20 protein-coding genes and 1 pseudogene are annotated in these 26,542 nt (G+C 40.4%); 18 read left to right on the forward strand and 3 right to left on the reverse strand.

Features of this window, described 5'->3' with window-relative positions:
- The first annotated feature begins 1 nt into the window (after position 1).
- The 11 genes and pseudogenes from sufB (at position 2) to K4Z77_RS01555 (ending at position 14,070) form a co-directional block, all read left to right on the forward strand.
- Complete coding sequence (gene sufB / locus K4Z77_RS01505) at positions 2-1,414, forward strand: Fe-S cluster assembly protein SufB (protein WP_224218224.1); 1,413 nt, start codon at positions 2-4, stop codon at positions 1,412-1,414.
- Between the two features lie 298 nt (positions 1,415-1,712).
- Positions 1,713-2,537: pseudogene (locus tag K4Z77_RS01510) on the forward strand (IS630 family transposase).
- Positions 2,538-2,656: 119 nt separating this feature from the next.
- Entirely contained in the window at positions 2,657-2,893 is a 237-nt protein-coding gene (locus K4Z77_RS01515; RefSeq protein WP_033676940.1) for a DUF2829 domain-containing protein, read from the forward strand.
- Positions 2,886-3,584 carry a 3-oxoacyl-ACP reductase gene (locus K4Z77_RS01520; RefSeq protein WP_224218225.1) on the forward strand — a complete coding sequence of 233 codons (699 nt, stop codon included), beginning with the start codon at positions 2,886-2,888 and terminating at the stop codon, positions 3,582-3,584. Before K4Z77_RS01515 ends, K4Z77_RS01520 begins: the two co-directional genes overlap by 8 nt.
- Positions 3,585-3,594: 10 nt before the next feature.
- Entirely contained in the window at positions 3,595-4,095 is a 501-nt protein-coding gene (locus tag K4Z77_RS01525) for an NUDIX domain-containing protein (protein ID WP_153225909.1), read from the forward strand.
- The gene (locus K4Z77_RS01530; protein WP_224218226.1) at positions 4,073-4,921 is read left to right on the forward strand and encodes a putative PEP-binding protein; all 849 of its coding nucleotides are present in this window, start codon (positions 4,073-4,075) and stop codon (positions 4,919-4,921) included. The genes K4Z77_RS01525 and K4Z77_RS01530 overlap by 23 nt, the downstream gene beginning before the upstream one ends.
- Positions 4,918-5,358, forward strand: coding sequence for an ASCH domain-containing protein (locus tag K4Z77_RS01535; protein ID WP_224218227.1), 441 nt, complete (start codon positions 4,918-4,920; stop codon positions 5,356-5,358). Before K4Z77_RS01530 ends, K4Z77_RS01535 begins: the two co-directional genes overlap by 4 nt.
- Positions 5,359-5,478: 120 nt before the next feature.
- The gene (locus K4Z77_RS01540; protein ID WP_224218228.1) at positions 5,479-8,025 is read left to right on the forward strand and encodes a M1 family metallopeptidase; all 2,547 of its coding nucleotides are present in this window, start codon (positions 5,479-5,481) and stop codon (positions 8,023-8,025) included.
- 261 nt (positions 8,026-8,286) lie between these two features.
- The gene (ciaR, locus tag K4Z77_RS01545; RefSeq protein ID WP_000590639.1) at positions 8,287-8,961 is read left to right on the forward strand and encodes a two-component system response regulator CiaR; all 675 of its coding nucleotides are present in this window, start codon (positions 8,287-8,289) and stop codon (positions 8,959-8,961) included.
- Positions 8,951-10,285, forward strand: coding sequence for a two-component system sensor histidine kinase CiaH (gene ciaH, locus K4Z77_RS01550; RefSeq protein ID WP_224218229.1), 1,335 nt, complete (start codon positions 8,951-8,953; stop codon positions 10,283-10,285). The genes ciaR and ciaH overlap by 11 nt, the downstream gene beginning before the upstream one ends.
- A gap of 257 nt (positions 10,286-10,542) precedes the next feature.
- Positions 10,543-14,070 carry a pneumococcal-type histidine triad protein gene (locus tag K4Z77_RS01555; RefSeq protein ID WP_224218230.1) on the forward strand — a complete coding sequence of 1,176 codons (3,528 nt, stop codon included), beginning with the start codon at positions 10,543-10,545 and terminating at the stop codon, positions 14,068-14,070.
- A gap of 273 nt (positions 14,071-14,343) precedes the next feature.
- Here the strand turns inward: K4Z77_RS01555 and K4Z77_RS01560 are convergent, their stop codons facing one another.
- Both K4Z77_RS01560 and K4Z77_RS01565 read right to left on the reverse strand, forming a co-directional pair.
- On the reverse strand, positions 14,344-15,909 hold the full coding sequence (locus K4Z77_RS01560; RefSeq protein WP_224218231.1) for an ATP-binding cassette domain-containing protein: 1,566 nt from the start codon (positions 15,907-15,909) through the stop codon (positions 14,344-14,346).
- A 390-nt stretch (positions 15,910-16,299) separates the two neighbouring features.
- Positions 16,300-16,599, reverse strand: a complete 300-nt coding sequence (locus tag K4Z77_RS01565) for a helicase BlpT (protein ID WP_224218265.1) — start codon at positions 16,597-16,599, stop codon at positions 16,300-16,302.
- Between the two features lie 170 nt (positions 16,600-16,769).
- Between K4Z77_RS01565 and K4Z77_RS01570 the strand changes: the two genes are divergently transcribed.
- From K4Z77_RS01570 to K4Z77_RS01600, 7 genes are all read left to right on the forward strand, one after another.
- Positions 16,770-17,312, forward strand: a complete 543-nt coding sequence (locus tag K4Z77_RS01570) for a YceD family protein (RefSeq protein WP_000773212.1) — start codon at positions 16,770-16,772, stop codon at positions 17,310-17,312.
- On the forward strand, positions 17,312-17,941 hold the full coding sequence (gene nth, locus K4Z77_RS01575; protein ID WP_033681985.1) for an endonuclease III: 630 nt from the start codon (positions 17,312-17,314) through the stop codon (positions 17,939-17,941). Before K4Z77_RS01570 ends, nth begins: the two co-directional genes overlap by 1 nt.
- 210 nt (positions 17,942-18,151) lie before the next feature.
- Positions 18,152-18,673 carry a bifunctional pyr operon transcriptional regulator/uracil phosphoribosyltransferase PyrR gene (gene pyrR, locus K4Z77_RS01580; RefSeq protein ID WP_000850023.1) on the forward strand — a complete coding sequence of 174 codons (522 nt, stop codon included), beginning with the start codon at positions 18,152-18,154 and terminating at the stop codon, positions 18,671-18,673.
- 18 nt (positions 18,674-18,691) lie between these two features.
- Complete coding sequence (locus K4Z77_RS01585; RefSeq protein ID WP_033681981.1) at positions 18,692-19,615, forward strand: aspartate carbamoyltransferase catalytic subunit; 924 nt, start codon at positions 18,692-18,694, stop codon at positions 19,613-19,615.
- Between the two features lie 49 nt (positions 19,616-19,664).
- A complete protein-coding gene (locus K4Z77_RS01590) occupies positions 19,665-20,744 on the forward strand; it encodes a carbamoyl phosphate synthase small subunit (protein ID WP_000166853.1) in 1,080 nt (359 codons plus the stop codon).
- A 447-nt stretch (positions 20,745-21,191) separates the two neighbouring features.
- A complete protein-coding gene (gene carB, locus K4Z77_RS01595; RefSeq protein ID WP_224218232.1) occupies positions 21,192-24,368 on the forward strand; it encodes a carbamoyl-phosphate synthase large subunit in 3,177 nt (1,058 codons plus the stop codon).
- Between the two features lie 302 nt (positions 24,369-24,670).
- On the forward strand, positions 24,671-25,588 hold the full coding sequence (locus K4Z77_RS01600; RefSeq protein ID WP_000587439.1) for a bifunctional riboflavin kinase/FAD synthetase: 918 nt from the start codon (positions 24,671-24,673) through the stop codon (positions 25,586-25,588).
- 87 nt (positions 25,589-25,675) lie between these two features.
- On the opposite strand, the gene K4Z77_RS01605 is transcribed toward K4Z77_RS01600, so the two are convergent.
- Positions 25,676-26,524 (reverse strand): YitT family protein, encoded by an 849-nt coding sequence (locus K4Z77_RS01605; protein WP_224218233.1) that lies wholly within the window; start codon positions 26,522-26,524, stop codon positions 25,676-25,678.
- Positions 26,525-26,542: the final 18 nt, after the last annotated feature.

Here is a 26,542-nt window from a genome sequence, read left to right on the forward strand (position 1 = left end):
TATGGCTGAAGAAAGAGTAGAACCAAAACCAATTGACCTTGGTGAATATAAATTTGGTTTCCATGATGATGTAGAGCCTGTCCTATCGACAGGAAAAGGATTGAACGAAGATGTCATTCGTGAACTATCAGCTGCTAAGGGAGAACCTGAGTGGATGTTAGAATTCCGTTTGAAGTCTTATGAAATCTTCAAAAAAATGCCTATGCAAACTTGGGGAGCAGACTTGTCAGAGATTGATTTTGATGACTTGATCTACTACCAAAAACCATCTGATAAACCAGCCCGTTCTTGGGATGAAGTTCCCGAAAAAATCAAAGAAACCTTTGAACGTATCGGGATTCCTGAAGCTGAGCGTGCCTATCTAGCAGGTGCCTCTGCCCAGTACGAGTCAGAAGTGGTTTACCACAACATGAAGGAAGAGTTCCAAAAATTGGGGATTATCTTTACAGATACAGATTCTGCCCTCAAGGAATACCCAGACTTGTTTAAACAATACTTTGCGAAGTTGGTACCGCCAACAGATAACAAATTGGCTGCTCTTAACTCAGCAGTATGGTCTGGTGGAACCTTTATCTACGTACCAAAAGGTGTTAAGGTAGATATTCCACTTCAAACTTACTTCCGTATCAACAACGAAAATACTGGTCAGTTTGAACGTACCTTGATTATCGTTGACGAAGGAGCAAGTGTCCATTATGTAGAAGGATGTACAGCGCCAACTTATTCAAGTAACAGCTTGCATGCTGCCATTGTAGAAATCTTTGCCTTGGATGGAGCTTATATGCGTTATACGACTATCCAAAACTGGTCTGATAACGTCTATAACTTGGTAACAAAACGTGCTAAAGCCTTGAAAGATGCGACAGTTGAGTGGATTGATGGAAACTTGGGTGCCAAAACAACTATGAAATACCCATCTGTTTACCTAGATGGAGAAGGGGCGCGTGGAACCATGCTTTCGATTGCCTTTGCTAATGCAGGGCAACACCAGGATACTGGAGCTAAGATGATCCACAACGCTCCACATACAAGCTCGTCTATCGTGTCTAAATCCATCGCTAAAGGTGGAGGAAAGGTTGACTATCGTGGACAAGTAACCTTTAATAAAAACTCTAAGAAATCTGTCTCTCACATTGAGTGTGATACTATTATCATGGATGACTTGTCAGCATCAGATACCATTCCGTTTAATGAAATTCACAACTCACAAGTCGCTTTGGAACACGAAGCTAAGGTATCTAAGATTTCTGAAGAACAACTCTATTATCTCATGAGCCGTGGATTGTCAGAATCAGAAGCGACAGAAATGATTGTTATGGGATTTGTAGAGCCCTTCACAAAAGAACTTCCAATGGAGTATGCTGTTGAGCTGAACCGCTTGATTAGTTATGAAATGGAAGGGTCAGTTGGGTAAAATTTGATTTTAGATTTACCCAAGGTCAAGAACTTTGAAGATGAACTTGTAACAAAAAGAGACTGAGAAAAAATATTTTAAGAACAGAAAACGCATGATATCAGGAGCCAAAAAACTTGATATTATGCGTTTTATTGTGGGAAGATTTATTGCATTCTCTCATGAAATAGAGTTTTTTCCTAAGTGCTTTTGATTTTTGATATATTTTTGTGAGGACGAAGTAAGACAATATATAAAATAGTCAGTTCAAGCCACGATATAGTTGTTTAGTTTAAAATAAGCATCTTATAATAAATCTATGGTATATAAACAAGGAGTATTAGATTACATTAAAGAGGGACACAGCCATGTCGAGGCAGCTAAAGTTTTTGATGTTGGCGTCAAAACTCTCTTCACGTGGGAAAAGAAAGACGTGAACAAGGACACTTATAGCGGAAAAAGCGAGTCGTCAAAAAGCAGAAGATCCCTTTAGAGGAATTAAAAGCCTTTGTAGAGGCTCATCCAGACGCTTTCTTACGGAAAATTGTGGCACATTTTGGTTGTACTGTTCCTTCAGTATGGGCAGCTTTAAAGCAGATTAAGGTCACTTTAAAAAAAGACGACTAGCTTTAAGGAACAAAATCCAGAGAAAGTCGCTGAGTTTCTTGATATTTTGGATAATCTAAAAGATTTACCAGTCCTATATATTGACGAAACGGGAATCGACCGCTACCTCTATCGTCCTTATGCACGGGCTCCTAGAGGGGAGAAAGTCTATGAAAAGATTAGCGAACGGCGTTTTGAGTGGACTTCGATTGTTGCAGGACAAGTAGATGGAGAGTTTATAGCTCCCATGATTTACAAGGAAAGTATGACAATCGATTTCTTTGTGGAGTGATTTAAAACGCAACTCCTGCCTGCTTTGAAGACACCTCATATCATTGTTATGGACAATGCTAGTTTTCATCCCAAGCATATCTTGGATGAACTTTACCTTCAAGATAAACACTTTTTCTTACCCCTACCGCCTTATTCACCAGATTTGAATCCTATTGAGCAAGCTTGGGCTATCTTGAAAAAGAAAGTGACGGATTTATTAAGGGAAGTTCCAAATATTTTTGAATGTTTGGGGCGCTTTTTTTAAACTAAATGACTATAATTATAAAATGCTTATTGATTTTGATTTAAAATGAGTCAAAAAGCCGTTGCACAACGGTTTTTTGTTATAATTAAATGAAGAATGTAGAATAAAAGGAGAATAACATGACTTTCGAAGAAATACTGCCTGGGTTAAAGGCTAAGAAAAAATATGTACGTACTGGTTGGGGAGGTGCTGAAAACTATGTCCAACTTTTTGACACCATTGAACAAAACGGGGTTGCACTTGAAGTGACACCTTATTTCCTAATCAACGTGTCTGGAGAAGGAGAAGGTTTTTCCATGTGGAGTCCGACACCTTGTGATGTTTTGGCGATAGATTGGGTAGAAGTGCATGACTAAATGTGTACTCATTACAGGCGTTAGTTCAGGGATTGGTCTGGCTCAAGCTCGCCTCTTTTTAGAGAAGGGCTATCAAGTTTATGGAGTTGACCAAGGTGAAAATCCACTCTTAGAGGGTGATTTCCACTTTTTACAGAGAGATTTGACCTTGGACTTAGAGCCTATTTTTGACTGGTGTCCTCAGGTAGATATTTTGTGCAATACTGCTGGAGTTTTGGATGATTATAAACCACTTTTGGAACAAACAGCGCAGGAAATTCAAGAAATTTTTGAAATTAACTACATGACTCCTGTTGAGTTGACTCGGTATTATTTGACACATATGCTGGAAAATAAAAAGGGAATCATCATCAATATGTGCTCTATTGCTTCTAGTCTAGCAGGTGGCGGTGGACACGCTTATACTTCTTCGAAGCACGCCTTGGCTGGCTTCACCAAGCAGTTGGCTCTAGACTATGCAGAAGCTGGGATTCAGGTCTTTGGTATCGCTCCAGGAGCCGTCAAGACGGGTATGACCGCTGCTGACTTTGAACCAGGTGGTTTAGCAGACTGGGTGGCTAGTGAAACCCCAATCAAACGTTGGATTGAGCCAGAGGAAATATCAGAGATTAGCATTTTCTTAGCAAGTGGAAAAGCAAGTGCCATGCAAGGACAAATCCTGATAATAGATGGTGGCTGGTCTTTGAAGTAGGAGTAGTTGGATGGAAATCAAAAATCACTTTGGAGTTTATGGTGTTTGCTATAAACATGGTTACCTTCTTTGTATTCAAAAAACAGCAGGTCCCTACAAAAATAGGTTAGACCTTCCCGGTGGCAGTCAGCAACTTGGTGAAGGACTGACGGAAACGCTGATTAGGGAAGTCATGGAAGAGACGGGATTTACCGTTAGAAGCTACTCCAATCCTCGAATCTACGATGTTTTCGTCAGGGAAGAGTTAACAAATTTTATAGTTCACCATATCATGGCATTGTATGATGTTGATATAAACGAGAAGGAAGCTCAAGTTACGATTTCTGAAACTGTCTCTGACGGTGCGAATGATTCACTGGGATATGTTTGGATGGATATTCAAAAAATCACAGAAGAAAATGCATCGCCATTAGTCTTGAAGGTTAAGTCTGAATTATTAGGATTTCCAGAACTGGACAAGACTTCTTACATGAATTGGAAGGTGAATGATGAGAAACCAACTTGCCCTTAGTGGAGAACAAATTGTTGAAAAAGTTTATCCTAAGTTATTTCACCACGTCGGTATGATTCGTGGGGAATACTTGTTGAGAGAGCTCAATCAAAACATCCTGTTACCAAGTTGTCAGCAATTTGTAAAAGATTATCTAGATACTATCTGCTCCTTCTACTCAGATGAAGAGGTATGGTATCGTTTTTCTGAATTAACAAATACAGAAGCCAATTGTTTAGAGGGAACTAAAGAGTATTTTGATGAAAATCATCCCTTGTTTGGATATAGAGGAACTAGGCGTTTACTGGCATGTCCGGATGAATTTCAGGCTGAGGTAAATGTCGTTACAGAAGTTTATCAAAACAATCCCAATCTATCCGTTATCTTTCCTTTTGTCAATGATGCCGAGCAGTTAAAGCAAGCTATTAGAGTATTGCGTGAGTATAGTTTTACTGGGAAAGTCGGTACAATGATTGAATTACCGTCAGCGTATTTCGACTTAGACAGAATATTGGAAACAGGCATTTCAAAGATTGTAGTTGGAATGAATGATTTGACTTCTTTTGTTTTTGCGACTGTGAGAAATAGTCAATGGCATGATATGGAAAGTCCCATTATGTTAGATATTCTGAGACAGATGCAGGATAAAGCAAGGACGAAAAAGATTGACCTTGCTGTGGCAGGTTATCTGAATACTTCTTTCATACAAAAAATGAATCAGATGGGTATCGAATGCATTATCCATTACAGCTCTATTCCAGAGATTTTTGATTTAGAAATTGACCATCCAGACCATCTCAAACACATAAAAGAAGAAAGTAAAAAATTACAAAGGAGCAACCTATGACGCCGCAAGAAATGTGGAATAAATACAAGCAAATCAATCCTTCTATCGGAGATGAAATCGATGCTTGGGTTTTTGGAGTAGATGCTGATCTCTTGGCAGATTTGGTTTTAAGAGGAGAAAAGACAGCAACTGCTTCTGCCTACGACCTCTACGCACTAGAAGCCGAACCTCTTCCACAAAAAGGGACCTTCGATGTCATTTTAGATAGTCAAAATCAGGCTGTCTGCATTGTCGAAATTACCAAGGTTTCCGTTCAGCCTTTCAATCAAGTTTCTGCTGACCATGCCTTCAAAGAAGGTGAGGGAGACAAATCTTTAGCCTATTGGCGTCAGGTTCATGAGGACTGTTTCACCGAGTGGATGAGTGAGGCTGGGCTGACTTTTACGCCTGACAGCAAGGTCGTTTTAGAAGAATTTCGCAAGGTCTACCCACTTTAGACTGCAGAAGGAAGAAAGTTTTGGAAATTACCTTCCAATCCTTTTTTCTTAGGCAAAACATGATATAATAAGTTTGTTTGAAGAAGAGCTCTAGCTCTTAAACTTAGATAGGAGAAAATTATGCAAGCAGTTGAACATTTTATTAAGCAATTTGTTCCTGAACATTATGATTTATTTTTAGACTTGAGTCGTGAGACCAAGACGTTTTCTGGGAAGGTAACCATCACTGGTCAAGCACAGAGTAACCGTATTTCCCTGCACCAAAAAGACTTGGAAATCGCTTCTGTAGAAGTTGCAGGTCAAGCTCGTCCATTTACAGTAGACCATGACAATGAAGCCCTTCATATTGAATTGGCTGAGGCTGGTCAAGTTGAAGTGGTTCTTGCCTTTTCAGGAAAAATCACAGACAACATGACAGGGATTTACCCTTCTTATTACACAGTTGATGGAGTGAAGAAGGAAGTCTTGTCTACTCAGTTTGAGAGCCATTTTGCGCGCGAAGCCTTCCCATGTGTGGATGAGCCAGAAGCCAAAGCAACATTTGACCTCTCTCTTCGTTTTGACCAAGCAGAAGGTGAATTGGCCTTGTCTAACATGCCAGAGATCGAAGTTGAAAACCGCAAGGAAACAGGTATCTGGAAGTTTGAGACAACACCTCGCATGTCATCTTACTTGTTAGCTTTTGTCGCTGGTGATTTGCAAGGTGTGACGGCTAAAACTAAAAACGGTACCCTCGTAGGTGTTTATTCAACCAAAGCCCACCCACTATCTAATCTTGACTTCTCACTAGATATCGCTGTTCGCTCTATCGAGTTTTACGAAGATTACTACGGAGTTAAGTATCCAATCCCTCAATCTCTTCATATTGCTCTTCCTGACTTCTCAGCTGGTGCTATGGAAAACTGGGGTCTTGTAACCTACCGTGAAGTTTACTTGGTTGTGGATGAGAATTCTACCTTTGCCAGCCGTCAACAAGTTGCCCTTGTTGTGGCCCATGAATTGGCTCACCAATGGTTTGGGAACCTCGTTACTATGAAATGGTGGGATGACCTTTGGCTCAATGAAAGTTTTGCCAACATGATGGAGTACGTCTGTGTGGATGCCATTGAGCCAAGCTGGAATATCTTTGAAGATTTCCAAACAGGTGGAGTGCCTCACGCTCTTGAACGCGATGCGACTGATGGTGTTCAATCTGTCCACGTCGAAGTTAAACATCCAGATGAAATCAATACGCTCTTTGACGGAGCTATAGTCTATGCCAAAGGAAGTCGCCTCATGCACATGCTTCGTCGTTGGCTAGGTGATGCTGATTTTGCCAAAGGTTTGCATGCCTACTTTGAAAAACATCAATACAGCAATACAATTGGTCGTGATCTTTGGGATGCTCTTGGTCAAGCGTCAGGACGTGATGTTGCAGCTTTCATGGATTCTTGGTTGGAACAACCTGGTTATCCAGTTCTCACTGTCAAAGTTGAAAATGATGTCTTGAAGATCTCACAAAAACAATTCTTCATCGGTGAGAACGAAGATAAGAACCGTCTCTGGGTTGTGCCACTAAACAGCAACTGGAAAGGTTTACCTGATACACTCGAAACTGAAAGCATCGAAATCCCTGGCTACGCAGCTCTTCTTGCAGAAAACAAAACAGCACTTCGTCTCAACACAGAAAATACAGCCCACTACATTACAGACTATCAAGGAGACTTGTTAGATGCTGTTCTTTCTGACCTAGTTGATCTTGATAACACAAGCAAATTGCAAATCGTCCAAGAACGTCGTTTGCTTGCTGAGGCAGGGCATATTTCTTATGCTGACTTGCTCCCAGTTCTTGATAAACTTGCTAAGGAAGAATCTTACCTTGTCGTTTCAGCTGTTTCTCAAGTAATTTCTGCCCTTGAGCGCTTTATCGATGAAGGAACAGAAGCTGAAAGAGCCTTCAAAGCTTTGGTTGCTAAATTGGCTCGTCACAACTATGACCGTCTTGGTTTTGAAGCTAAAGATGATGAATCAGATGAGGATGAATTGGTTCGTCAGTTGGCTGTTTCTGTGATGATTCGCTCAAATGATGCAGAAGCTAGCCAAGTCGCTAGCCAAATCTTCGCGGCTCACAAGGAGAATCTTGCAGGACTTCCAGCAGCTATTCGCTCACAAGTTCTGATCAATGAGATGAAACATCATGAGACTAAAGACTTGTTAGCACTTTATCTTGATACTTATACTCACGCAACAGATGCTGTCTTTAAACGTCAGTTGGCAGCCGCTCTTGCCTATAGTAAAGATGCGAACAATATCCAAACCTTGATTGCTTCTTGGAAGGACAAATTTGTGGTCAAACCACAAGACTTGTCTGCTTGGTATTACCAATTCCTAGCTCATCAAGCAACTCAGGAAACAGCTTGGTCTTGGGCGCGTGAAAACTGGGCTTGGATTAAGGCAGCTCTTGGTGGAGATATGAGCTTTGATAGCTTTGTTATCCTTCCTGCACACGTATTTAAGACTCAGCAACGCTTGGCAGAGTACAAGGAGTTCTTTGAGCCACAACTTTCTGATCTTGCTCTTAGCCGTAACATCGGTATGGGAATCAAGGAAATTGCAGCGCGTGTTGACTTGATTAACCGTGAAAAAGCTGCAGTGGAAGCAGTCGTTCTTCAATACGGAAACGCATAAATAAGCCTAAAATAAAAAGAAAACTCAGCTATCTCATGTAATACTCTTCGAAAATCAAATTCAAACCACGTCAGCGTCGCCTTACCGTAGATATGGTTACTGACTTCGTCAGTCTTATCTGCAACCTCAAAACTGTGTTTTGAGCAACCTGCGGCTAGCTTCCTAGTTTGCTCTTTGATTTTCATTGAGTATAAAATGAAGAGAGTTGAGTTTTTTTTAAGGCAAATTTGGTATAATGGTTTTAATAAGGAGGAGTTTCTCATGATAAAAATCTTATTGGTTGAGGATGACCTAGGCCTGTCAAATTCAGTATTTGACTTTTTAGACGATTTTGCGGATGTCATGCAGGTATTTGATGGGGAAGAAGGTCTCTACGAAGCTGAGAGTGGCGTCTATGACTTGATTTTGCTCGATTTGATGTTGCCTGAAAAAAATGGCTTCCAAGTATTGAAAGAATTGCGTGAAAAGGGGATTACGACACCAGTTCTGATCATGACTGCCAAGGAAAGTTTGGATGACAAGGGACATGGATTTGAACTGGGAGCGGATGATTATCTGACTAAACCTTTCTACCTAGAAGAACTCAAAATGCGGATTCAAGCCCTTCTCAAACGTTCGGGTAAGTTTAATGAAAACACCTTGACTTATGGAAATATTGTAGTTAATTTGTCAACCAATACCGTTAAGGTTGAAGATACTCCTGTCGAATTGCTGGGGAAAGAGTTTGATTTATTAGTTTATTTCCTTCAAAATCAAAATGTTATTTTGCCGAAAACTCAGATTTTTGATCGTCTATGGGGATTTGATAGTGACACAACGATTTCAGTTGTCGAAGTTTACGTTTCAAAAGTCCGTAAGAAATTAAAAGGAACCACTTTTGCAGAGAATTTACAAACCTTGCGCAGTGTTGGGTATATTTTAAAAGATGTTCAGTAAACTAAAAAAAACATGGTATGCGGATGACTTTAGTTATTTTATCCGTAACTTTGGTGTCTTCACTCTGATTTTTTCCACCATGACTCTGATTATTTTGCAAGTCATGCATTCGAGTCTCTATACTTCGGTGGATGATAAGCTCCACGGACTGAGTGAAAATCCTCAGGCAGTTATTCAGCTTGCTGTAAATAGGGCAACAGAAGAGATTAAAGATTTAGAGAATGCCGCTACAGATACTAGTAAGACTGAGATAAAACCCAATGTCAGTTCCAACACAGAAGTCATTCTTTTTGATAAAAATTTTACCCAGCTCCTTTCTGGAAATCGATTTTTGGGCTTGGATAAGATTAAGCTAGAGAAGAAAGAACTAGGTCATATCTATCAGATTCAGGTTTTTAATAGCTATGGACAGGAAGAAATCTATCGCATGATCTTGATGGAAAACAATATCAGTTCGGTTTCAACCAATATCAAGTATGCAGCTGTCTTGATTAATACCAGTCAGTTGGAGCAGGCCAGTCAAAAGCATGAGCAATTGATTGTGGTCGTGATGGCTAGTTTCTGGATTTTGTCTTTGATTGCTAGTCTCTATCTAGCTCGAGTCAGTGTTCGTCCTCTGCTTGAGAGCATGCAGAAGCAGCAATCCTTTGTGGAAAATGCCAGCCATGAGTTACGAACTCCACTTGCAGTTTTGCAAAATCGTTTAGAGACCCTTTTTCGTAAGCCAGAAGCTACCATTATGGATGTGAGCGAAAGCATTGCATCGAGTTTGGAAGAAGTCCGAAATATGCGTTTTTTGACGACAAACTTGTTGAACTTAGCTCGACGAGATGATGGAATTAAGCCAGAACTTGCAGAAGTTCCAACCAGCTTTTTTAACACGACTTTCACAAACTATGAGATGATTGCTTCTGAAAATGACCGTGTCTTCCGTTTTGAAAATCGCATCCATCGAACGATTGTCACAGATCAGCTTCTTTTGAAACAGTTGATGACTATCCTATTTGATAATGCTGTCAAGTATACTGAGGAGGATGGTGAAATTGATTTTCTTATCTCGGCGACCGATCGCAATCTGTATTTACTGGTTTCTGATAATGGAGTCGGTATTTCAGCAGAAGATAAGAAGAAAATTTTTGATCGTTTTTATCGAGTAGACAAGGCTAGAACCCGCCAAAAAGGTGGTTTTGGTTTAGGATTATCCTTAGCCAAGCAAATTGTAGATGCGCTAAAAGGAACCATTACTGTCAAAGATAATAAACCAAAGGGAACAATCTTTGAAGTGAAGATTGCCATCCACACACCATCGAAAAAGAAAAAATAAAAATATCGCTCCAGACGGGGCGATATTTTGGATTATGTGATTTTCAGTCCGTCTCGCTAAGTCAGGTGTGAGACATGCAAACCACCCGTTTTAGGGGTGGTCATGATTAAAATAATATAAAAATCTTGACAGATAAGCTTAAAAAATGTAAACTATTTACTGGTTAATTAATTGGTTAAATAACCAATTTAGAAAACTATTTAATCAAGTAAAGGAAGTTAAGAAAAAGCTTCATCATTTATTGAAATGAGGGATTTATGAAATTCAGTAAAAAATATATAGCAGCTGGATCAGCTGTTATCGTATCCTTGAGTCTTTGTGCTTATGCATTGAACCAGCATCGAACGCAGGAAAATAAGGACAATAATCGTGTTTCTTATGTGGATGGCAGCCAGTCAAGTCAGAAAAGTGAAAACTTGACACCAGATCAGGTTAGCCAGAAAGAAGGAATTCAGGCTGAGCAAATTGTCATCAAAATTACAGATCAGGGCTATGTGACGTCACACGGTGATCACTATCATTACTATAACGGGAAAGTTCCTTATGACGCCCTCTTTAGTGAAGAACTTCTGATGAAGGATCCAAACTACCAACTTAAGGATGGAGATATTGTCAACGAGGTTAAGGGTGGCTATATCATCAAGGTCGATGGAAAATATTATGTCTATTTGAAAGATGTAGCTCATGCTGATAATGTTCGAACTAAGGATGAAATCAACCGTCAAAAACAAGAACACGTCAAAGATAATGAGAAGGTCAGCTCTGATGTTGCTGTAGCAAGGTCTCAGGGACGCTATACGACAGATGATGGTTATGTCTTTAATCCAGCTGATATTATCGAAGATACGGGTGATGCTTATATCGTTCCTCATGGAGGTCACTATCACTATATTCCAAAAAGTGATTTGTCTGCTAGTGAGTTAGCAGCAGCTAAAGCTCATTTAACTGGCAAAAATACGCAACCAAGTCAGCTAAGCTATTCTTCAACAGCTAGTGATAATACTAATCAAGCTATAGAGAAAGAATCAACTAGCAAGCCAGAAAGCAAAGTTGAAAATCTCCAAAGTCTATTGAAAGAACTCTACGATTCACCTAGCGACAAACGTTACAGTGAATCAGATGGTTTGGTTTTTGACCCTGCTAAGATTATCAGTCGTACACCAAATGGAGTTGCGATTCCGCATGGCGACCATTATCATTTTATTCCTTACAGTAAGCTCTCTCCTTTAGAAGAAAAGATTGCTAGAATGGTGCCTATCGGTGGTACTGGTTCTACGATTTCTACAAATGAAAAACCTAATGAAGTAGCGTCTAGTCTAGGAAGTCTTTCAAGCAGTCCATCTACTTTGAGTCATCCTTCCTTGCTTACAAATAAGGCTATCTCTTCAACATCTGATGGTTATATCTTTAATCCAAAAGATATTGTCGAAGAAACTGCTACAGCTTATATTGTCAGACATGGTGATCATTTCCATTACATTCCTAAGTCGAATCAAATTGGGCAGCCGACTCTTCCAAACAATGGTCTAACAACACCTTCGCCTTCTCTTCCAATCAATCCAGGAACTTCACATGAGGAACATGAAGAAGATGGGCACGGCTTTGATGCTAATCGTATTATTGCGGAAGATGAGCAAGGCTTTATTATGAGTCATGGTGATCATAACCATTACTTCTTCAAGAAGGATTTGACTGCTGATCAAATCAAGGCAGCGCAAGAACACTTGAAAGGTGTAACTCCAGCAACACCAAGCCCAGCCAATGATGATCACGATGGCGATGAGCATGACCACCATCATGGTGAAGACCATGATCATGGTTTTGATGCCAATCGTGTCATCAGTGAGGATGAACAAGGCTTTGTCATGTCACACGGAGATCACAATCATTTCTTCTTTAAGAAAGATTTGACAGCAGAGCAAATTAAGGCCGCACAGGATCATCTGAAAACACATCATGGTGTAGAACCTGTAAAACCTCTTGCTAAAACAGTAGAGTCTTTCTCAAGAGATGCTAGTGATGAAGAAAAGATTGCTTATATCTCTAAAACTTATGGCGTTCCACTTGAAGCTATTAGAATTTCAAACGGATTCTTTGTTTTTGGAAATCCAGACCAAGCCTACGATCCAACTCATATCCATCCCTATGCTGTTCGTAAAGAACACGTTCGACTGCCACTCCAAACTGGCAATCCAGAACTTGATTTCCTAAATGAACTCTATACCACTGCTTTGAGAGATGGTGTGTCTCCGTACAGCTTACAGGTAGAAAATGGTAGTTTTGTGATTCCTCATGGCGACCACAATCACTACATCAAGGTGCAAACTAAGGGCTATGAAGTAGCTTTGAAAAACAAGATTCCAGCTCTACAATCCAACTACCAACCTGGAGCTTTTGATGAGAAGGCAGTCTTGGAAAAAGTAGATCAACTTTTAACTGATAGCAGAAGCATCTACAAAGACAAGCCTATCGAACAAAGTCAGATTGAGTTAGCCTTAGGTCAGTTTACTGAAAACATAAAGAAACTGGCAACTAATTCTACAGCAGGTTATCTTGCGACACTGGATCTCTTTGATAAGCAATATATCCATATTGATGAAAGTGTCAAACCTGTTGAAACAAGTGATTTAGATAAGAAATATCAGGCCTTGATTGATAAAATCAATACACTGGATACAGACTCTTATGGACTTCCAAAGAAAGATCTTCTCGTTCGACTCCAAGAAGCTAAATTGGCTAAAGATGAGGCTGGTTTAGCAGCGGTTGAATCACAACTTCAAGCCTTGCAAGACTTTAATGACCGAACAGGTGTTACAACTGTGGAATACATCAAGTACTTCTACGAACACGTAAATGACGGTCGTTTGAGTGATGAACTTCGAAACAAAGTAGCTCAGTTGACTTGGACTTTGTATCAATCTCAATCCTTCCTTAAGGCAGCAGAATTGAACAAATTATTCCCAAGTATCTATCAGGCAAAACAAGAAGTGGAAGAAGCTTTGAAAGCTCAGCCAACTACTGCGAAATCAAGTCAGACAGTTCTAGATACTGAAAAAGTTGATAATCAAAGTGCCAAGACAGCTATTTATGGCTTCTTGAAAGAATTGTACGGAGACTTTATGCCTGAAGAGCATATGAATCATGTCAGCAAGGAACAAGTAGAAAGTCTTTTGAGCAAGGCAACTCAACTCTTAGAGCAAATCCAAGAAGAAGGAATCAGACAATCTTTGGGAGAAGAAGTAGAAAATCTCAAAGCTGCTACAAACAAGGCTGATGCAGACTTGGATGAAGTAAACAGTCAGGTAAAAGATGTCTTGACTCGTATCGCTAGTGTCCTTCAACAAGAGAAGGAAAATGCTGATCAAGATCCTCAGACACTTGTACTCTATCAAAAACTTTACGATATCCTCATGTCACTTCATGCTTACTTAGAAAACAATAAGGGTTCTGACGCGGACTTTGATAAGGTAGATGCTTTACTAGATCAACTTTCTGCTAAGAGTAAAGATAAGGCTGCTTTACTTGAATTGACAAAAGCTATTCTGATCTTGAATCAAGAAATCAAGTCAAAATCAAGAGCGAGTGAAGAAGCAAGTCCAGAAACAAATGGTGATAAGACAAGTCCCGAAACTGAAACATCAGCAACTGCGGAATCTAACAGTGAAACTGCTAGCGACGAAAACAAACCGAGCAACGCAACAGATTCTAAACCTGCTGAATCAACTTCAGAAAAGGAAACAGCAGAATCTACAACAAGTGCTGGAAATCAAGAAAAACCAGCATAATAAAAAAGTTGGTAGATAAAAAAGTTTGTGGTCGTAGATCTAGGAGATTTTCCAATTCAAGGCTGTTTCCTATTTCTCATTGTAATTATAAACCATGGTAAGATAAGAAAACGAGCATTTCCAACCGAGGAGGTGCTCGTTTTTTGATAGTTAGAAGTAGTTTTTATCCGTCTATTTAGAGTTGATTACAAGAAATTATTGACTTGAATGTGGATATAAGATTTATTCACTGATTATAATGTTTAAATAGCGCTCCAAAGCAAAGAATTATCCTCATGAGTATGAATCTTCTAAATTAACTACCTCCAGACAGTGTTCTGTCAAGCTATAGATGATCGAACAGACCTCTTTTAAGAAACGACGGTCATGTGAAACAGTGATGAGACCGCCTGGATAGGTTGCAAAGAGTTTTCTGATTTGGGGTTGAGAAGTGGGAGAAAAGTTTCGTGTGGGTTCATCCAGAAGGAGAAAGTTTGGTTTTCGTAGCACTAAATCCAAAAGCAGGAGTTTTCCCTGTTGTCCGCCAGATAAGGAGCGAATTTGATGCTGCATTTCTGGATAACTGAAATTGAGACTAGCTAAGTGGGATTGGATTTTCTGCAGTTCCTCTTTTTCCCCAGTTTTGCTGAGATAGGCTATTGGTGATAAATCCAATTGCAGTTTTTTGTGGTAATCTTGTGGCATAAAACCAAGCGAAATCTCTCTTTTATCATTAAGAAGTTGCTGTAACTTGGCTAACAGAGTTGATTTCCCAATACCATTTGGGCCGATGATACCGATTTTTTCTTGGCCACGGACAGTTAGTTGTAGTCCCTGAGACAAAATTCGCTCGCCGATGGACAAATTTTCTTTTTCCAGTTGGATTAAGACTTTAGAAGCCGGTAATGGCTGTATATCTGAGAAGAAAAGTCTGATTTCTTCCTCTTCAAGTGGTTTTTGGGTCATAGACTGAGCTGCCTTTTCAATACGTTTTTCTTGAGAGAGAACATTTTTCATCTTTTTAGCTAATAAGCGACCGGCAGTACTGTCTTTGGTAGCTCGAAGGGCAGTTTCTACATTTTGCTTGACTCGGCGATGCTTTTTCATGGTTTTGTCATAGGCTCTCTGGTCGTTAGCAGCTTGCTGGCTTTGTCTGACAAAATTAGCCTTTCTCTGCTCACTATAGCAATCATAGTCTAAATGCTCTACTAACGTTTCTGCTTCTTTACGGTGCTTGACCAGTCGCAAGTGGACAATAGTGTCTGCCGTTTGAGAAAGAAAGTCTTCATCATGGGAAATGAAAATAACAGTTTGTCTAATATTTTGAATCTGATTTTTTAGCCAATCAACCGTCTCAAGGTCTAGGTCATTTGAAGGTTCATCTAAAAATAGGATTTCAAAGGGTTTAGCTAACTCATGGATGAGCTGAATTTTCAAAGCTTCGCCCCCTGATAGACTGCCAATCTTTTGGTCGCTAGCAAATCGATTGCTATCAAAATGCAATTCCTCAGCCAAACGATAGAGGACACTGTAATCTAAATCAATAGTATCTAAAAAGAAGTAGTCGTGTAAAGTTTTCTTTTTCAGGTCCTCAGGGACTTTTTGAGGAATGTAGGATATTGATTGATAATCAGATTGAATGTCTCCCCTGATAGTGAAATCAGGCAAAGCTTCCCCCATTAGAGTTTTAAGCAAGGTTGATTTGCCATTTCCTTCTTCGCCAATAATAGCTAGCTTTTCCCCGTCTTGGATGGTCATGTTTAAGTCTGAGACAAGGTCTCGTAAATCTTTATTTTGTGTGATGGTCAGGTGATTGATTTTTATCATATGATTGCCCTTTCTAGAATGTTCATAGTGCATAACAAAAAGCTCTACTTTACCTAGTAGAGCCAAAGTTTATGTCAAAAAACTCTATTAATACTCTTCGAAAATCTCTTCAAACCACGTCAGCGTCGCCTTACCGTAGATATATGTAACTGACTTCGTCAGTCTTATCTACAACCTCAAAGCAGTGCTTTGAGCAACCTGCGGCTAGCTTCCTAGTTTGCTTTTTGATTTTCATTGAGTATAAAATGCCAGAAGAAAGAGCATAAAAGAGCACACAAAAAGAGACAAAAACAAGATCTACTAAATAAAGGTTCTTTATTTGATAGACTTAGTTGTTCATGTCTCCATTACCTCCGAGTATTAGTATCTTTATACTATACCTTTAAGGAAATTTTGTCAACAGAAAACTGGAAATTCTATGCTCTAAAATCCATAGAGAGTTAGTACGTGTTTGACATGCTCGTAATGGAACTTGTCATAGTTGCGCCAAGCGGTACGTGCTTGATCGTTTAGTTTTAGGCTACCTAATCCAATCAGAAGACTGGTGCGTTGGTAAAATTTCTCAAGGTCGATTAAGATACTGTTGTTCAACTTTTCCGCTTTTTTGAGCTCTTGCAGAGTAGTATTTAGCAGCTCTTGCAGTCGAATATCATCTGCCGTACCTTGTTTACAGTTTTGGTAGCTTTTATTTAACTCGGATAGGAGTTGGGTTGCATTTGTAATGAGTTCTTTGGGGCATCATCCTTGCTATCATGTATTCTTGCCTATAGTATAGCACCAAAAAATATAGTGATAAATATATTAAAAAATCGAATGTTAATTACAAAGTTTGGTGGGCTGATTTGTAGCCTTTTCATGGTATAATCAAGAGAGTAAATCTTTATGGAGGAAGTATGAAATTAAATATTCAAGAAATTCGTAAGCAGTCTGAAGGCTTGCATTTTGAACAAACCTTAGACCTAGCCGCAGACCTACGTGCACGTAATCAAGAAATTTTAGATGTAAAAGATATCCTTGCAGTTGGGAAAGTACAGTACGAAGACCGTATGTATTTCTTAGATTATCAGTTGTCTTACACCATTGTCCTTGCTTCAAGTCGTAGTATGGAGCCAGTTGAGTTAGTTGAATCTTATCCAGTAACGGAAGTTTTCATGGAAGGTGCAACTAACCAACTAGATCAGGAAGTTTTAGACGATGATTTGGTCTTGCCTATCGAAAATGGAGAACTTGACCTTGCTGAGAGCGTGTCAGACAATATCCTACTAAACATTCCTATCAAGGTCTTGACGGCTGAAGAAGAGGCTGGTCAAGGATTTGTTTCAGGAAATGACTGGCAAATCATGACAGAAGAAGAATACCAAGCTCAACAAGCAGTTAAGAAAGAAGAAAACAGTCCTTTTGCTGGCTTGCAAGGACTATTTGATGGAGACGAATAATGGTCTTGTCAAAAAAACGAGCACGAAAGGTGCTAGAAGAAATCATTGCTCTTTTTCCAGATGCCAAGCCCAGTCTTGATTTTACCAATCATTTTGAACTCTTGGTTGCGGTCATGTTGTCAGCCCAGACGACGGATGCAGCGGTAAATAAGGCCACACCAGGTCTCTTTGCTGCCTTTCCAACGCCACAAGCCATGTCTGTTGCGACAGAGGGTGAGATTGCTTCACACATTTCTCGCCTGGGACTGTATCGGAATAAGGCTAAATTTCTAAAAAAATGTGCTCAACAACTACTAGACGATTTTGATGGTCAAGTCCCTCAGACACGTGAAGAATTAGAAAGTTTAGCAGGTGTTGGTCGCAAGACGGCCAATGTTGTCATGAGTGTGGGATTTGGGATTCCAGCTTTTGCAGTGGATACTCATGTGGAGCGTATTTGTAAGCACCACGATATCGTTAAAAAGTCAGCGACACCACTTGAGGTGGAAAAGCGGGTCATGGATATCTTGCCACCGGAGCAGTGGTTAGCAGCCCATCAGGCTATGATTTATTTTGGAAGAGCCATTTGTCATCCTAAAAATCCAGAGTGTGACCAGTACCCACAGTTATATGATTTTAGCAATTTATAAGATGGGGTTTCAAAAGTTTTTGCTTGATTTTAAGCATGCTTTGTGCTATAGTAATTGATAATTAAATATTCCTTTAAACCTGTCCCGTGAGGCAGGCAAGGAGCGCGATAAAGTAGAAGGGTGAAGTCTATACTGTTTGCAGTAGGGCTTGCTTAGCTATACATTTCAAGTCTCCTTGTTTAAGGAGACTTTTCTTTTTGGAGGTTTGTCATGAAGACAAAAGAAGTTGTAGACGAATTGACCGTCAAACGAGCGATTACGCGTATTACATATGAGATTATCGAACGCAACAAAGATTTGAATAAAATCGTCTTGGCTGGTATTAAAACTCGTGGCGTCTTTATCGCCCACCGTATCCAAGAACGTTTGGAGCAGCTAGAAAATCTTTCAGTTCCTGTTGTGGAATTGGATACCAAACCTTTCCGTGATGATGTTAAAAGTGGAGAAGATACTTCTTTGGTTTCTGTTGATGTGACAGACCGTGAAGTTATTTTGGTGGACGATGTGCTCTATACAGGCCGCACTATCCGTGCTGCTATTGATAATATTGTAGGTCATGGTCGTCCTGCGCGCGTGAGTTTAGCAGTTCTAGTCGATCGTGGACATAGAGAATTGCCAATCCGTCCAGATTACGTTGGAAAAAATATCCCAACCAGTCGTTCTGAAGAAATCATTGTAGAGATGGCAGAACTTGATGGCCAAGACAGAGTTCTGATTACTGAAGAAGCTTAGAAAGCTAAAGGAGTAGCCATGTCAGAAAATCAACAAGCATTGAACCATGTGGTATCCATGGAAGACCTCACTGTCGATCAAGTGATGAAATTGATCAAGCGAGGAATAGAGTTTAAAAACGGTGCTCAACTTCCTTATGAAGACCATCCGATTGTCTCCAATCTTTTCTTTGAGGATTCTACACGGACGCATAAGTCCTTTGAAGTGGCAGAGATTAAACTGGGATTGGAACGACTTGACTTTGATGTGAAAACTAGTTCGGTTAATAAGGGTGAGACACTTTATGATACCATTTTGACTCTGTCTGCTTTAGGAGTTGATGTCTGTGTGATTCGCCACCCTGAGGTCGACTACTACAGAGAGTTAATTGCTAGTTCGACGATTACGACTTCCATAATCAATGGTGGAGATGGTTCGGGACAACACCCTAGCCAAAGCTTGCTGGATTTGATGACTATTTATGAGGAATTTGGTCACTTTGAGGGTCTCAAGGTTGCGATTGCAGGTGACTTGGACCACTCACGCGTTGCCAAATCCAATATGCAGATTTTGAAACGCTTGGGAGCTGAACTTTACTTTGCTGGACCTGAGGAATGGAGAAGTCAAGAGTTTGCAGACTATGGACAGTTTGTAACCATTGATGAAATCATTGATCAGGTGGATGTCATGATGTTTCTCCGTGTGCAACATGAACGTCATGATAGTGGAGCTGTCTTTTCAAAAGAAGACTACCATGCCCAACATGGCCTGACTCAAGAACGTTATGACCGTTTGAAAGAAACAGCAATCCTCATGCACCCAGCCCCAGTCAATCGTGATGTAGAAATCGCAGATCACTTGGTTGAAGCACCAAAATCACGGATTGTCCAACAAATGACCAATGGTGTCTTTGTTAGAATGGCAATCTTAGAATCCGTACTGGCGAGTAGAAACGCCAACTAAAACACAAGACGTTAAAAGACGCCAGTGAGCGTCCACGAGAGGTGAAAATATGACAAAAAGACTTCTAGTACTAGAAGATGGCACAGTTTTTGAAGGCAAGGCCTTCGGAGCAGATATTGATGTAACAGGCGAAATCGTCTTTAATACAGGGATGACCGGCTACCAAGAATCCATTACAGACCAGTCTTATAATGGACAAATCTTGACCTTTACTTATCCTTTGGTGGGAAATTATGGAATTAACCGTGATGATTACGAATCCATTATTCCAACTTGTAAGGGAGTCGTTGTTTTTGAAGAAGCACGTAGAGCTAGCAACTGGCGCAACCAAATGACGCTAGATGAATTTTTGAAAGCCAAGAAAATTCCGGGTATTTCCGGGATTGATACGCGTGCACTTACCAAGATTATCCGTAAGCATGGTACCATGCGTGCAACTTTGACTCATGTTGGGGACAGCATGGATCATGTGACGGACCAGCTCCAAGCAACAGTTTTGCCGACAGACAATATCAAGCAGGTTTCTACTAAAACATCCTATCCAGCTCCAGGAGTTGGTTTGAGCGTGGTGCTAGTGGACTTTGGTCTCAAGCACTCAATCTTACGTGAACTTTCTAAGCGTAATTGTAACGTGACGGTTGTTCCTTATTCGACAACGGCAGAAGAAATTCTCCATCTCAATCCTGACGGAGTTATGTTGTCAAATGGTCCAGGTAACCCCGAAGATGTTCCACAGGCACTGGATATGATTCGCGGTGTACAAGGAAAAATTCCAATCTTTGGTATTTGTATGGGACACCAACTCTTTGCTATGGCAAACGGGGCTAAGACTTACAAGATGAAGTTTGGTCACCGTGGATTTAACCACGCGGTACGTGAAATTGCTACAGGACGTGTGGATTTTACAAGTCAAAACCATGGTTATGCAGTCAGCCGTGAGGATTTGCCAGAGCATTTGATTATCACCCACGAAGAAATCAATGACAAGTCAGTTGAAGGAGTTCGTCACAGATACCAACCTGCTTTCTCTGTTCAATACCATCCAGATGCAGCCCCTGGTCCACACGACGCAAGCTACCTATTTGATGAGTTTATCGAGATGATGGAAGCTTTTAAACAATCAAACTAAGAACGAGTAAAAGCTCGTCGGAGAATTTATTTAACTGAACACGGACGGAAAGCTCGGAATTTAGAGAAACCAACTTGGATTGTCAATCCTTCCTTAGTTTCCTAAAATTCAATCGCTTTCTATTCGTCCTTTGTATCTTATTTAATGTCGCTCTGTGAGGCGACGAATAGAAAGGCAGGTCGTTTCTTTTAGTCGCTATCAGGCGAACTAAAAACTCCCTGCACTAGATTTTTTACCGAAAAGTATCGTTTCGCTAAAAAATCGTTGGAGAATTTATTTAATGTCGCCCTGAGAGGCGACGAATAGAAAGGAGAAGATACATTGTTCGCGGAAGTGAACACGCCCTAAGAACTGTGTGAAAAAGCTAAACATCGTCTCGACGCTGAAGGCGTCTGCACCGAGTTTCCTATTTTCACTGTGTTCTTTACGGGCTTTGTATCATAAACTATGCCTAAACGTACTGATATTCAAAAAATTATGGTGATTGGTTCTGGTCCGATTATTATTGGTCAGGCCGCTGAGTTTGACTACGCTGGGACCCAGGCTTGCTTGTCGTTGAAAGAGGAAGGGTATGAGGTTGTCTTGGTTAACTCAAATCCTGCAACCATCATGACGGACAAAGAAATTGCTGACAAGGTTTACATTGAACCGATTACACTTGAGTTTGTGACACGTATTCTTCGTAAGGAGCGCCCAGATGCCTTGCTTCCAACCCTTGGTGGTCAGACAGGGCTCAATATGGCCATGGAATTATCTAAAAATGGTATCCTTGATGAGCTTGGTGTTGAGCTTCTGGGAACTAAATTATCTGCCATTGACCAAGCGGAGGACCGTGATCTCTTTAAACAATTGATGGAAGAGCTCAACCAACCAATTCCAGAATCTGAAATTGTCAACACAGTCGAAGAAGCTGTTGCCTTTGCAGCAACAATTGGCTACCCAGTCATCGTCCGTCCAGCCTTTACTCTTGGTGGTACTGGTGGTGGTATGTGTGCCAACGAGGAAGAATTGCGTGAAATCGCTGAAAATGGTTTGAAATTGTCACCTGTTACCCAATGTTTGATTGAGCGTTCAATTGCAGGTTTCAAGGAAATTGAGTACGAAGTGATGCGTGATTCAGCTGACAATGCTTTGGTTGTTTGTAACATGGAAAACTTTGATCCAGTCGGAATTCACACAGGAGATTCCATTGTATTTGCCCCTGCGCAAACCATGTCAGACTATGAAAATCAAATGCTTCGTGACGCAAGCTTGAGCATCATTCGTGCCCTTAAGATTGAAGGGGGATGTAACGTTCAGCTGGCCCTTGATCCACACAGCTTCAAGTACTATGTCATCGAAGTAAACCCTCGTGTATCGCGTTCGTCAGCCCTTGCTTCTAAGGCGACAGGATATCCGATTGCTAAGTTGGCTGCTAAGATTGCAGTAGGTTTGACTTTGGATGAGGTCATCAACCCAGTTACAGGTTCAACCTATGCCATGTTTGAACCAGCCCTTGACTACGTGGTTGCCAAGATTCCGCGTTTCCCATTTGACAAGTTTGAAAAGGGAGAACGCCGTCTTGGTACCCAGATGAAGGCAACTGGAGAAGTTATGGCCATCGGTCGTAACATCGAGGAATCTCTTCTTAAGGCTTGCCGCTCCCTTGAAATTGGGGTGCACCACAATGAAATGCCTGAACTTGCAGCAGTTTCTGATGATGCCTTGATTGAAAAAGTTGTCAAAGCCCAAGATGACCGTCTCTTCTACGTGTCAGAAGCCATTCGCCGTGGCTACACACCAGAAGAAATTGCAGAGCTTACAAAAATCGATATCTTTTATCTCGATAAACTCCTACATATCTTTGAAATTGAGCAGGAGTTGGGTGCCCATCCACAAGATATTGAAGTTTTGAAAATAGCTAAACTTAATGGCTTCTCAGACCGTAAGATTGCTGAACTATGGAAAACGACTGCTGATCACGTTCGCCAACTTCGCTTGGAAAACAAGATTGTTCCAGTTTATAAGATGGTAGATACTTGTGCGGCAGAATTTGACTCTGAAACACCATATTTCTATTCAACTTATGGTTGGGAAAATGAATCTATCAAATCTGAAAAAGAATCTGTACTGGTCCTAGGTTCTGGTCCAATCCGTATCGGTCAAGGGGTTGAGTTTGACTACGCCACTGTTCACTCTGTTAAGGCGATTCAAGCTGCTGGTTATGAAGCAATCATCATGAACTCAAATCCAGAGACAGTTTCTACAGACTTTTCTGTATCAGATAAGCTCTACTTTGAACCATTGACTTTCGAAGATGTTATGAACGTCATTGATTTGGAACAACCAAAAGGTGTTATCGTTCAGTTTGGTGGTCAGACAGCCATTAACCTTGCGGAGCCATTGGCAAAAGCAGGTGTGACCATCCTTGGTACACAGGTTGCTGACTTGGACCGCGCGGAAGACCGTGACCTCTTTGAGCAAGCTCTTAAAGACTTAGATATTCCTCAGCCACCAGGACAAACGGCTACCAATGAAGAAGAAGCAGTTCTTGCAGCTCGCAAGATTGGTTTCCCAGTCCTCGTTCGCCCATCTTATGTCTTGGGTGGACGTGCCATGGAAATCGTTGAAAACGAAGAGGACCTCCGTTCTTACATGCGTACCGCTGTTAAGGCTAGTCCAGACCACCCAGTGCTTGTTGACTCATACATCGTTGGGCAAGAGTGTGAAGTTGATGCCATTTCAGACGGAGAAAATGTTCTTATCCCTGGTATCATGGAGCATATCGAACGTGCCGGTGTCCACTCAGGTGACTCAATGGCCGTTTATCCTCCACAAACCTTGTCGCAAAAGGTGCAAGAAACAATCGCAGACTATACTAAACGCCTAGCAATTGGTCTTAACTGTCTTGGAATGATGAACATCCAGTTTGTTATTAAGGATGAAAAAGTCTACGTTATTGAGGTCAATCCACGTGCCAGCCGTACCGTTCCATTCCTTTCTAAGGTTACCAATATTCCTATGGCTCAGGTAGCGACCAAGCTCATTCTTGGTCAAAGTTTATCAGAACTTGGCTACCAAGATGGTCTTTACCCTGAAAGCACTCGCGTTCATATCAAGGCACCTGTCTTCTCCTTCACGAAACTAGCTAAGGTAGATAGCTTACTCGGGCCTGAAATGAAGTCAACAGGTGAAGTTATGGGTTCTGATACGACTTTGGAAAAAGCTCTCTATAAAGCCTTTGAAGCTTCTTACTTACACTTGCCAACCTTTGGTAACGTTGTATTTACCATCGCTGATGATGCAAAAGAAGAAGCCTTGGACTTAGCTCGTCGTTTCCAAAATATTGGCTATGGAATCCTCGCGACAGAAGGGACAGCAACCTTCTTTGCCAGTCATGGCTTGCAAGCCCAACCTGTTGGTAAGATTGGTGATGACGATAAGGATATTCCAAGCTTTGTTCGTAAAGGAAGAATTCAAGCTATCATTAATACAGTAGGAACCAAACGAACTGCAGACGAAGATGGTGAGCAGATTCGCCGTTCAGCTATTGAACACGGAGTGCCCCTCTTCACAGCCCTAGATACAGCTAACGCCATGCTCAAAGTATTGGAAAGCCGTAGTTTTGTTACAGAAGCAATCTAGTTTAGAAAAGTTTTTCACAGTTTAAAAGCCAGCGTCAGAAAACGCTGGCTTTTGCGATATTAGTTCATGCTATTCAACTATCAGTTCTTCACTCAATGATAATTATGAATTGTGATACGATAAGAATAAATTGAGAATGGTTTATGATGTTAATCGTTCCCCTTTTTTGTAATTCTAGTATATCAGAGTCAATATATATTTGTATGGTACTACCTTTTGCAAAAATGGCTATTTCAGGTTAAAAAAACGACATTTCAGATTTTCTGTTCCAGAAATAGCTATCGCTATGATATAATTATTTTATGATTATTACTATTCCTATAAAAAACCAAAAAGATATTGGCACACCATCTGATTCAGTCGTTGTTCTCGGCTATTTTGATGGTATACACAAGGGGCATCAAGAATTATTTCGCGTTGCCAATAAGGCTGCGAGAAAGGATTTATTGCCTATCGTCGTTATGACCTTTAATGAATCTCCAAAGATCGCTTTAGAGCCTTATCATCCTGATCTGTTTTTACATATTTTGAACCCTGCTGAACGTGAAAGAAAATTAAAACGAGAAGGCGTAGAAGAATTATATCTCCTTGATTTTAGTAGTCAATTCGCTAGTCTCACGGCAGAAGAATTTTTTGCAACTTATATCAAGGCTATGAATGCCAAAATTATTGTTGCAGGTTTTGATTATACATTTGGTTCTGACCAAAAAACGGCAGAAGACTTAAAGGATTACTTTGATGGAGAAGTCATTATCGTTCCACCTGTAGAAGATGAGAAAGGAAAGATTAGTTCAACTCGTATCCGTCAAGCTATTTTAGATGGAAATGTGAAAGAAGCAGGAGAACTTTTGGGGGCACCGCTTCCATCAAGAGGTATGGTGGTTCATGGCAATGCTCGTGGTCGTACGATTGGTTATCCGACAGCGAATTTGGTGCTTTTAGATCGTACTTATATGCCAGCAGATGGCGTTTATGTCGTTGATGTTGAGATTCAAAGACAGAAGTATCGTGCCATGGCTAGTGTCGGGAAAAATGTGACCTTTGATGGAGAAGAAGCCCGTTTTGAAGTCAATATTTTTGATTTTAATCAAGATATTTATGGGGAAACCGTCATGGTTTATTGGCTTGATCGCATTCGAGATATGACCAAATTTGACTCAGTCGACCAATTAGTGGATCAGTTAAAGGCAGATGAAGAAGTTGCTCGGAATTGGTCTTAAGAAATTGAGTAAACAAAAAAGAGGTTGTCTGTAACCCAAAAGATAGATGAATAAGTCTAACTTTTGAGGTCACGACACTACCTCTTTTTATTCTTTTTCAAAGGTGAATCCTTCTCCAAGGATTTCATGGGCTTCTGTAATGGTTATAAAGGCTTGAGGATCGATTCGATGAATCATTTCCTTCATTTTCACAATCTCATTTCTACCGACAATACAGTAGATAATCTTCAAATCTTTTTGACTATAGTAGCCTTGACCAGAAATAAAAGTAACGCCTCTTCCCAGGTCATCATTAATCGCTTTAGCAAGTTGGTCAGGACGTTTTGTGATAATCATAAAGCCTTTACCAGCATAGCCTCCTTCGCCAATCAAATCAATGACACGAGAAACGATAAAATCAAATAAGAGCGTGTAGGAAACCAATCTCAAGTCCTTGAAGATGAGGAGAATGAGCATGAGAATACAAAAATCTAAGATAAAGAGCAGTTTCCCCATTGATATATGAGTGTATTTATTGAGAATACGAGCTAGAATATCAGTTCCGCCAGTTGTACCACCAGCATTAAAGATAATTCCAAGACCGATTCCCAATAGAATTCCCGCTATAAGTGCAGTAATCAGTAAATCACCTTGAAGGTCAATATGAAGGGGAATACGCTCAAAAAAAGCCAACCAAGCTGACAAAGCTAAGGTTCCAAGCAAACTAGAATAGAGGGACTTTGCTCCAAAAATCTTCCAAGCTAGGATGAATAGAGGAATATTAATCAGCAGATTCATAAGGGAAACAGGAATTTCAAAAAGATAAAAGGTGATGAGGGTAATACCTGTTGCCCCTCCTTCAAAGAGATGATGAGGAACTACAAAATAAGTCAGCCCAAAAGCATAAATAGCAGCACCTAGTAAAATGGTAAAAATGGGGTAAATTTTTTTAATCATAGGAAACCTCTTTTCTTA

The sequence above is a fragment of the Streptococcus mitis subsp. hohhotensis genome (assembly GCF_020089495.2).
Lineage (GTDB): Bacteria > Bacillota > Bacilli > Lactobacillales > Streptococcaceae > Streptococcus > Streptococcus hohhotensis.

Bases quoted from the DNA above. Each gene is read 5' to 3' on its own strand.
- sufB (WP_224218224.1), top strand. From the start codon at position 2: ATGGCTGAAGAAAGAGTAGAACCAAAACCAATTGACCTTGGTGAATAT.
- K4Z77_RS01515 (WP_033676940.1), top strand. From the start codon at position 2,657: ATGACTTTCGAAGAAATACTGCCTGGGTTAAAGGCTAAGAAAAAATAT.
- K4Z77_RS01520 (WP_224218225.1), top strand. From the start codon at position 2,886: ATGACTAAATGTGTACTCATTACAGGCGTTAGTTCAGGGATTGGTCTG.
- K4Z77_RS01525 (WP_153225909.1), top strand. From the start codon at position 3,595: ATGGAAATCAAAAATCACTTTGGAGTTTATGGTGTTTGCTATAAACAT.
- K4Z77_RS01530 (WP_224218226.1), top strand. From the start codon at position 4,073: ATGAGAAACCAACTTGCCCTTAGTGGAGAACAAATTGTTGAAAAAGTT.
- K4Z77_RS01535 (WP_224218227.1), top strand. From the start codon at position 4,918: ATGACGCCGCAAGAAATGTGGAATAAATACAAGCAAATCAATCCTTCT.
- K4Z77_RS01540 (WP_224218228.1), top strand. From the start codon at position 5,479: ATGCAAGCAGTTGAACATTTTATTAAGCAATTTGTTCCTGAACATTAT.
- ciaR (WP_000590639.1), top strand. From the start codon at position 8,287: ATGATAAAAATCTTATTGGTTGAGGATGACCTAGGCCTGTCAAATTCA.
- ciaH (WP_224218229.1), top strand. From the start codon at position 8,951: ATGTTCAGTAAACTAAAAAAAACATGGTATGCGGATGACTTTAGTTAT.
- K4Z77_RS01555 (WP_224218230.1), top strand. From the start codon at position 10,543: ATGAAATTCAGTAAAAAATATATAGCAGCTGGATCAGCTGTTATCGTA.
- K4Z77_RS01560 (WP_224218231.1), bottom strand. From the start codon at position 15,909: ATGCACTATGAACATTCTAGAAAGGGCAATCATATGATAAAAATCAAT.
- K4Z77_RS01570 (WP_000773212.1), top strand. From the start codon at position 16,770: ATGAAATTAAATATTCAAGAAATTCGTAAGCAGTCTGAAGGCTTGCAT.
- nth (WP_033681985.1), top strand. From the start codon at position 17,312: ATGGTCTTGTCAAAAAAACGAGCACGAAAGGTGCTAGAAGAAATCATT.
- pyrR (WP_000850023.1), top strand. From the start codon at position 18,152: ATGAAGACAAAAGAAGTTGTAGACGAATTGACCGTCAAACGAGCGATT.
- K4Z77_RS01585 (WP_033681981.1), top strand. From the start codon at position 18,692: ATGTCAGAAAATCAACAAGCATTGAACCATGTGGTATCCATGGAAGAC.
- K4Z77_RS01590 (WP_000166853.1), top strand. From the start codon at position 19,665: ATGACAAAAAGACTTCTAGTACTAGAAGATGGCACAGTTTTTGAAGGC.
- carB (WP_224218232.1), top strand. From the start codon at position 21,192: ATGCCTAAACGTACTGATATTCAAAAAATTATGGTGATTGGTTCTGGT.
- K4Z77_RS01600 (WP_000587439.1), top strand. From the start codon at position 24,671: ATGATTATTACTATTCCTATAAAAAACCAAAAAGATATTGGCACACCA.
- K4Z77_RS01605 (WP_224218233.1), bottom strand. From the start codon at position 26,524: ATGATTAAAAAAATTTACCCCATTTTTACCATTTTACTAGGTGCTGCT.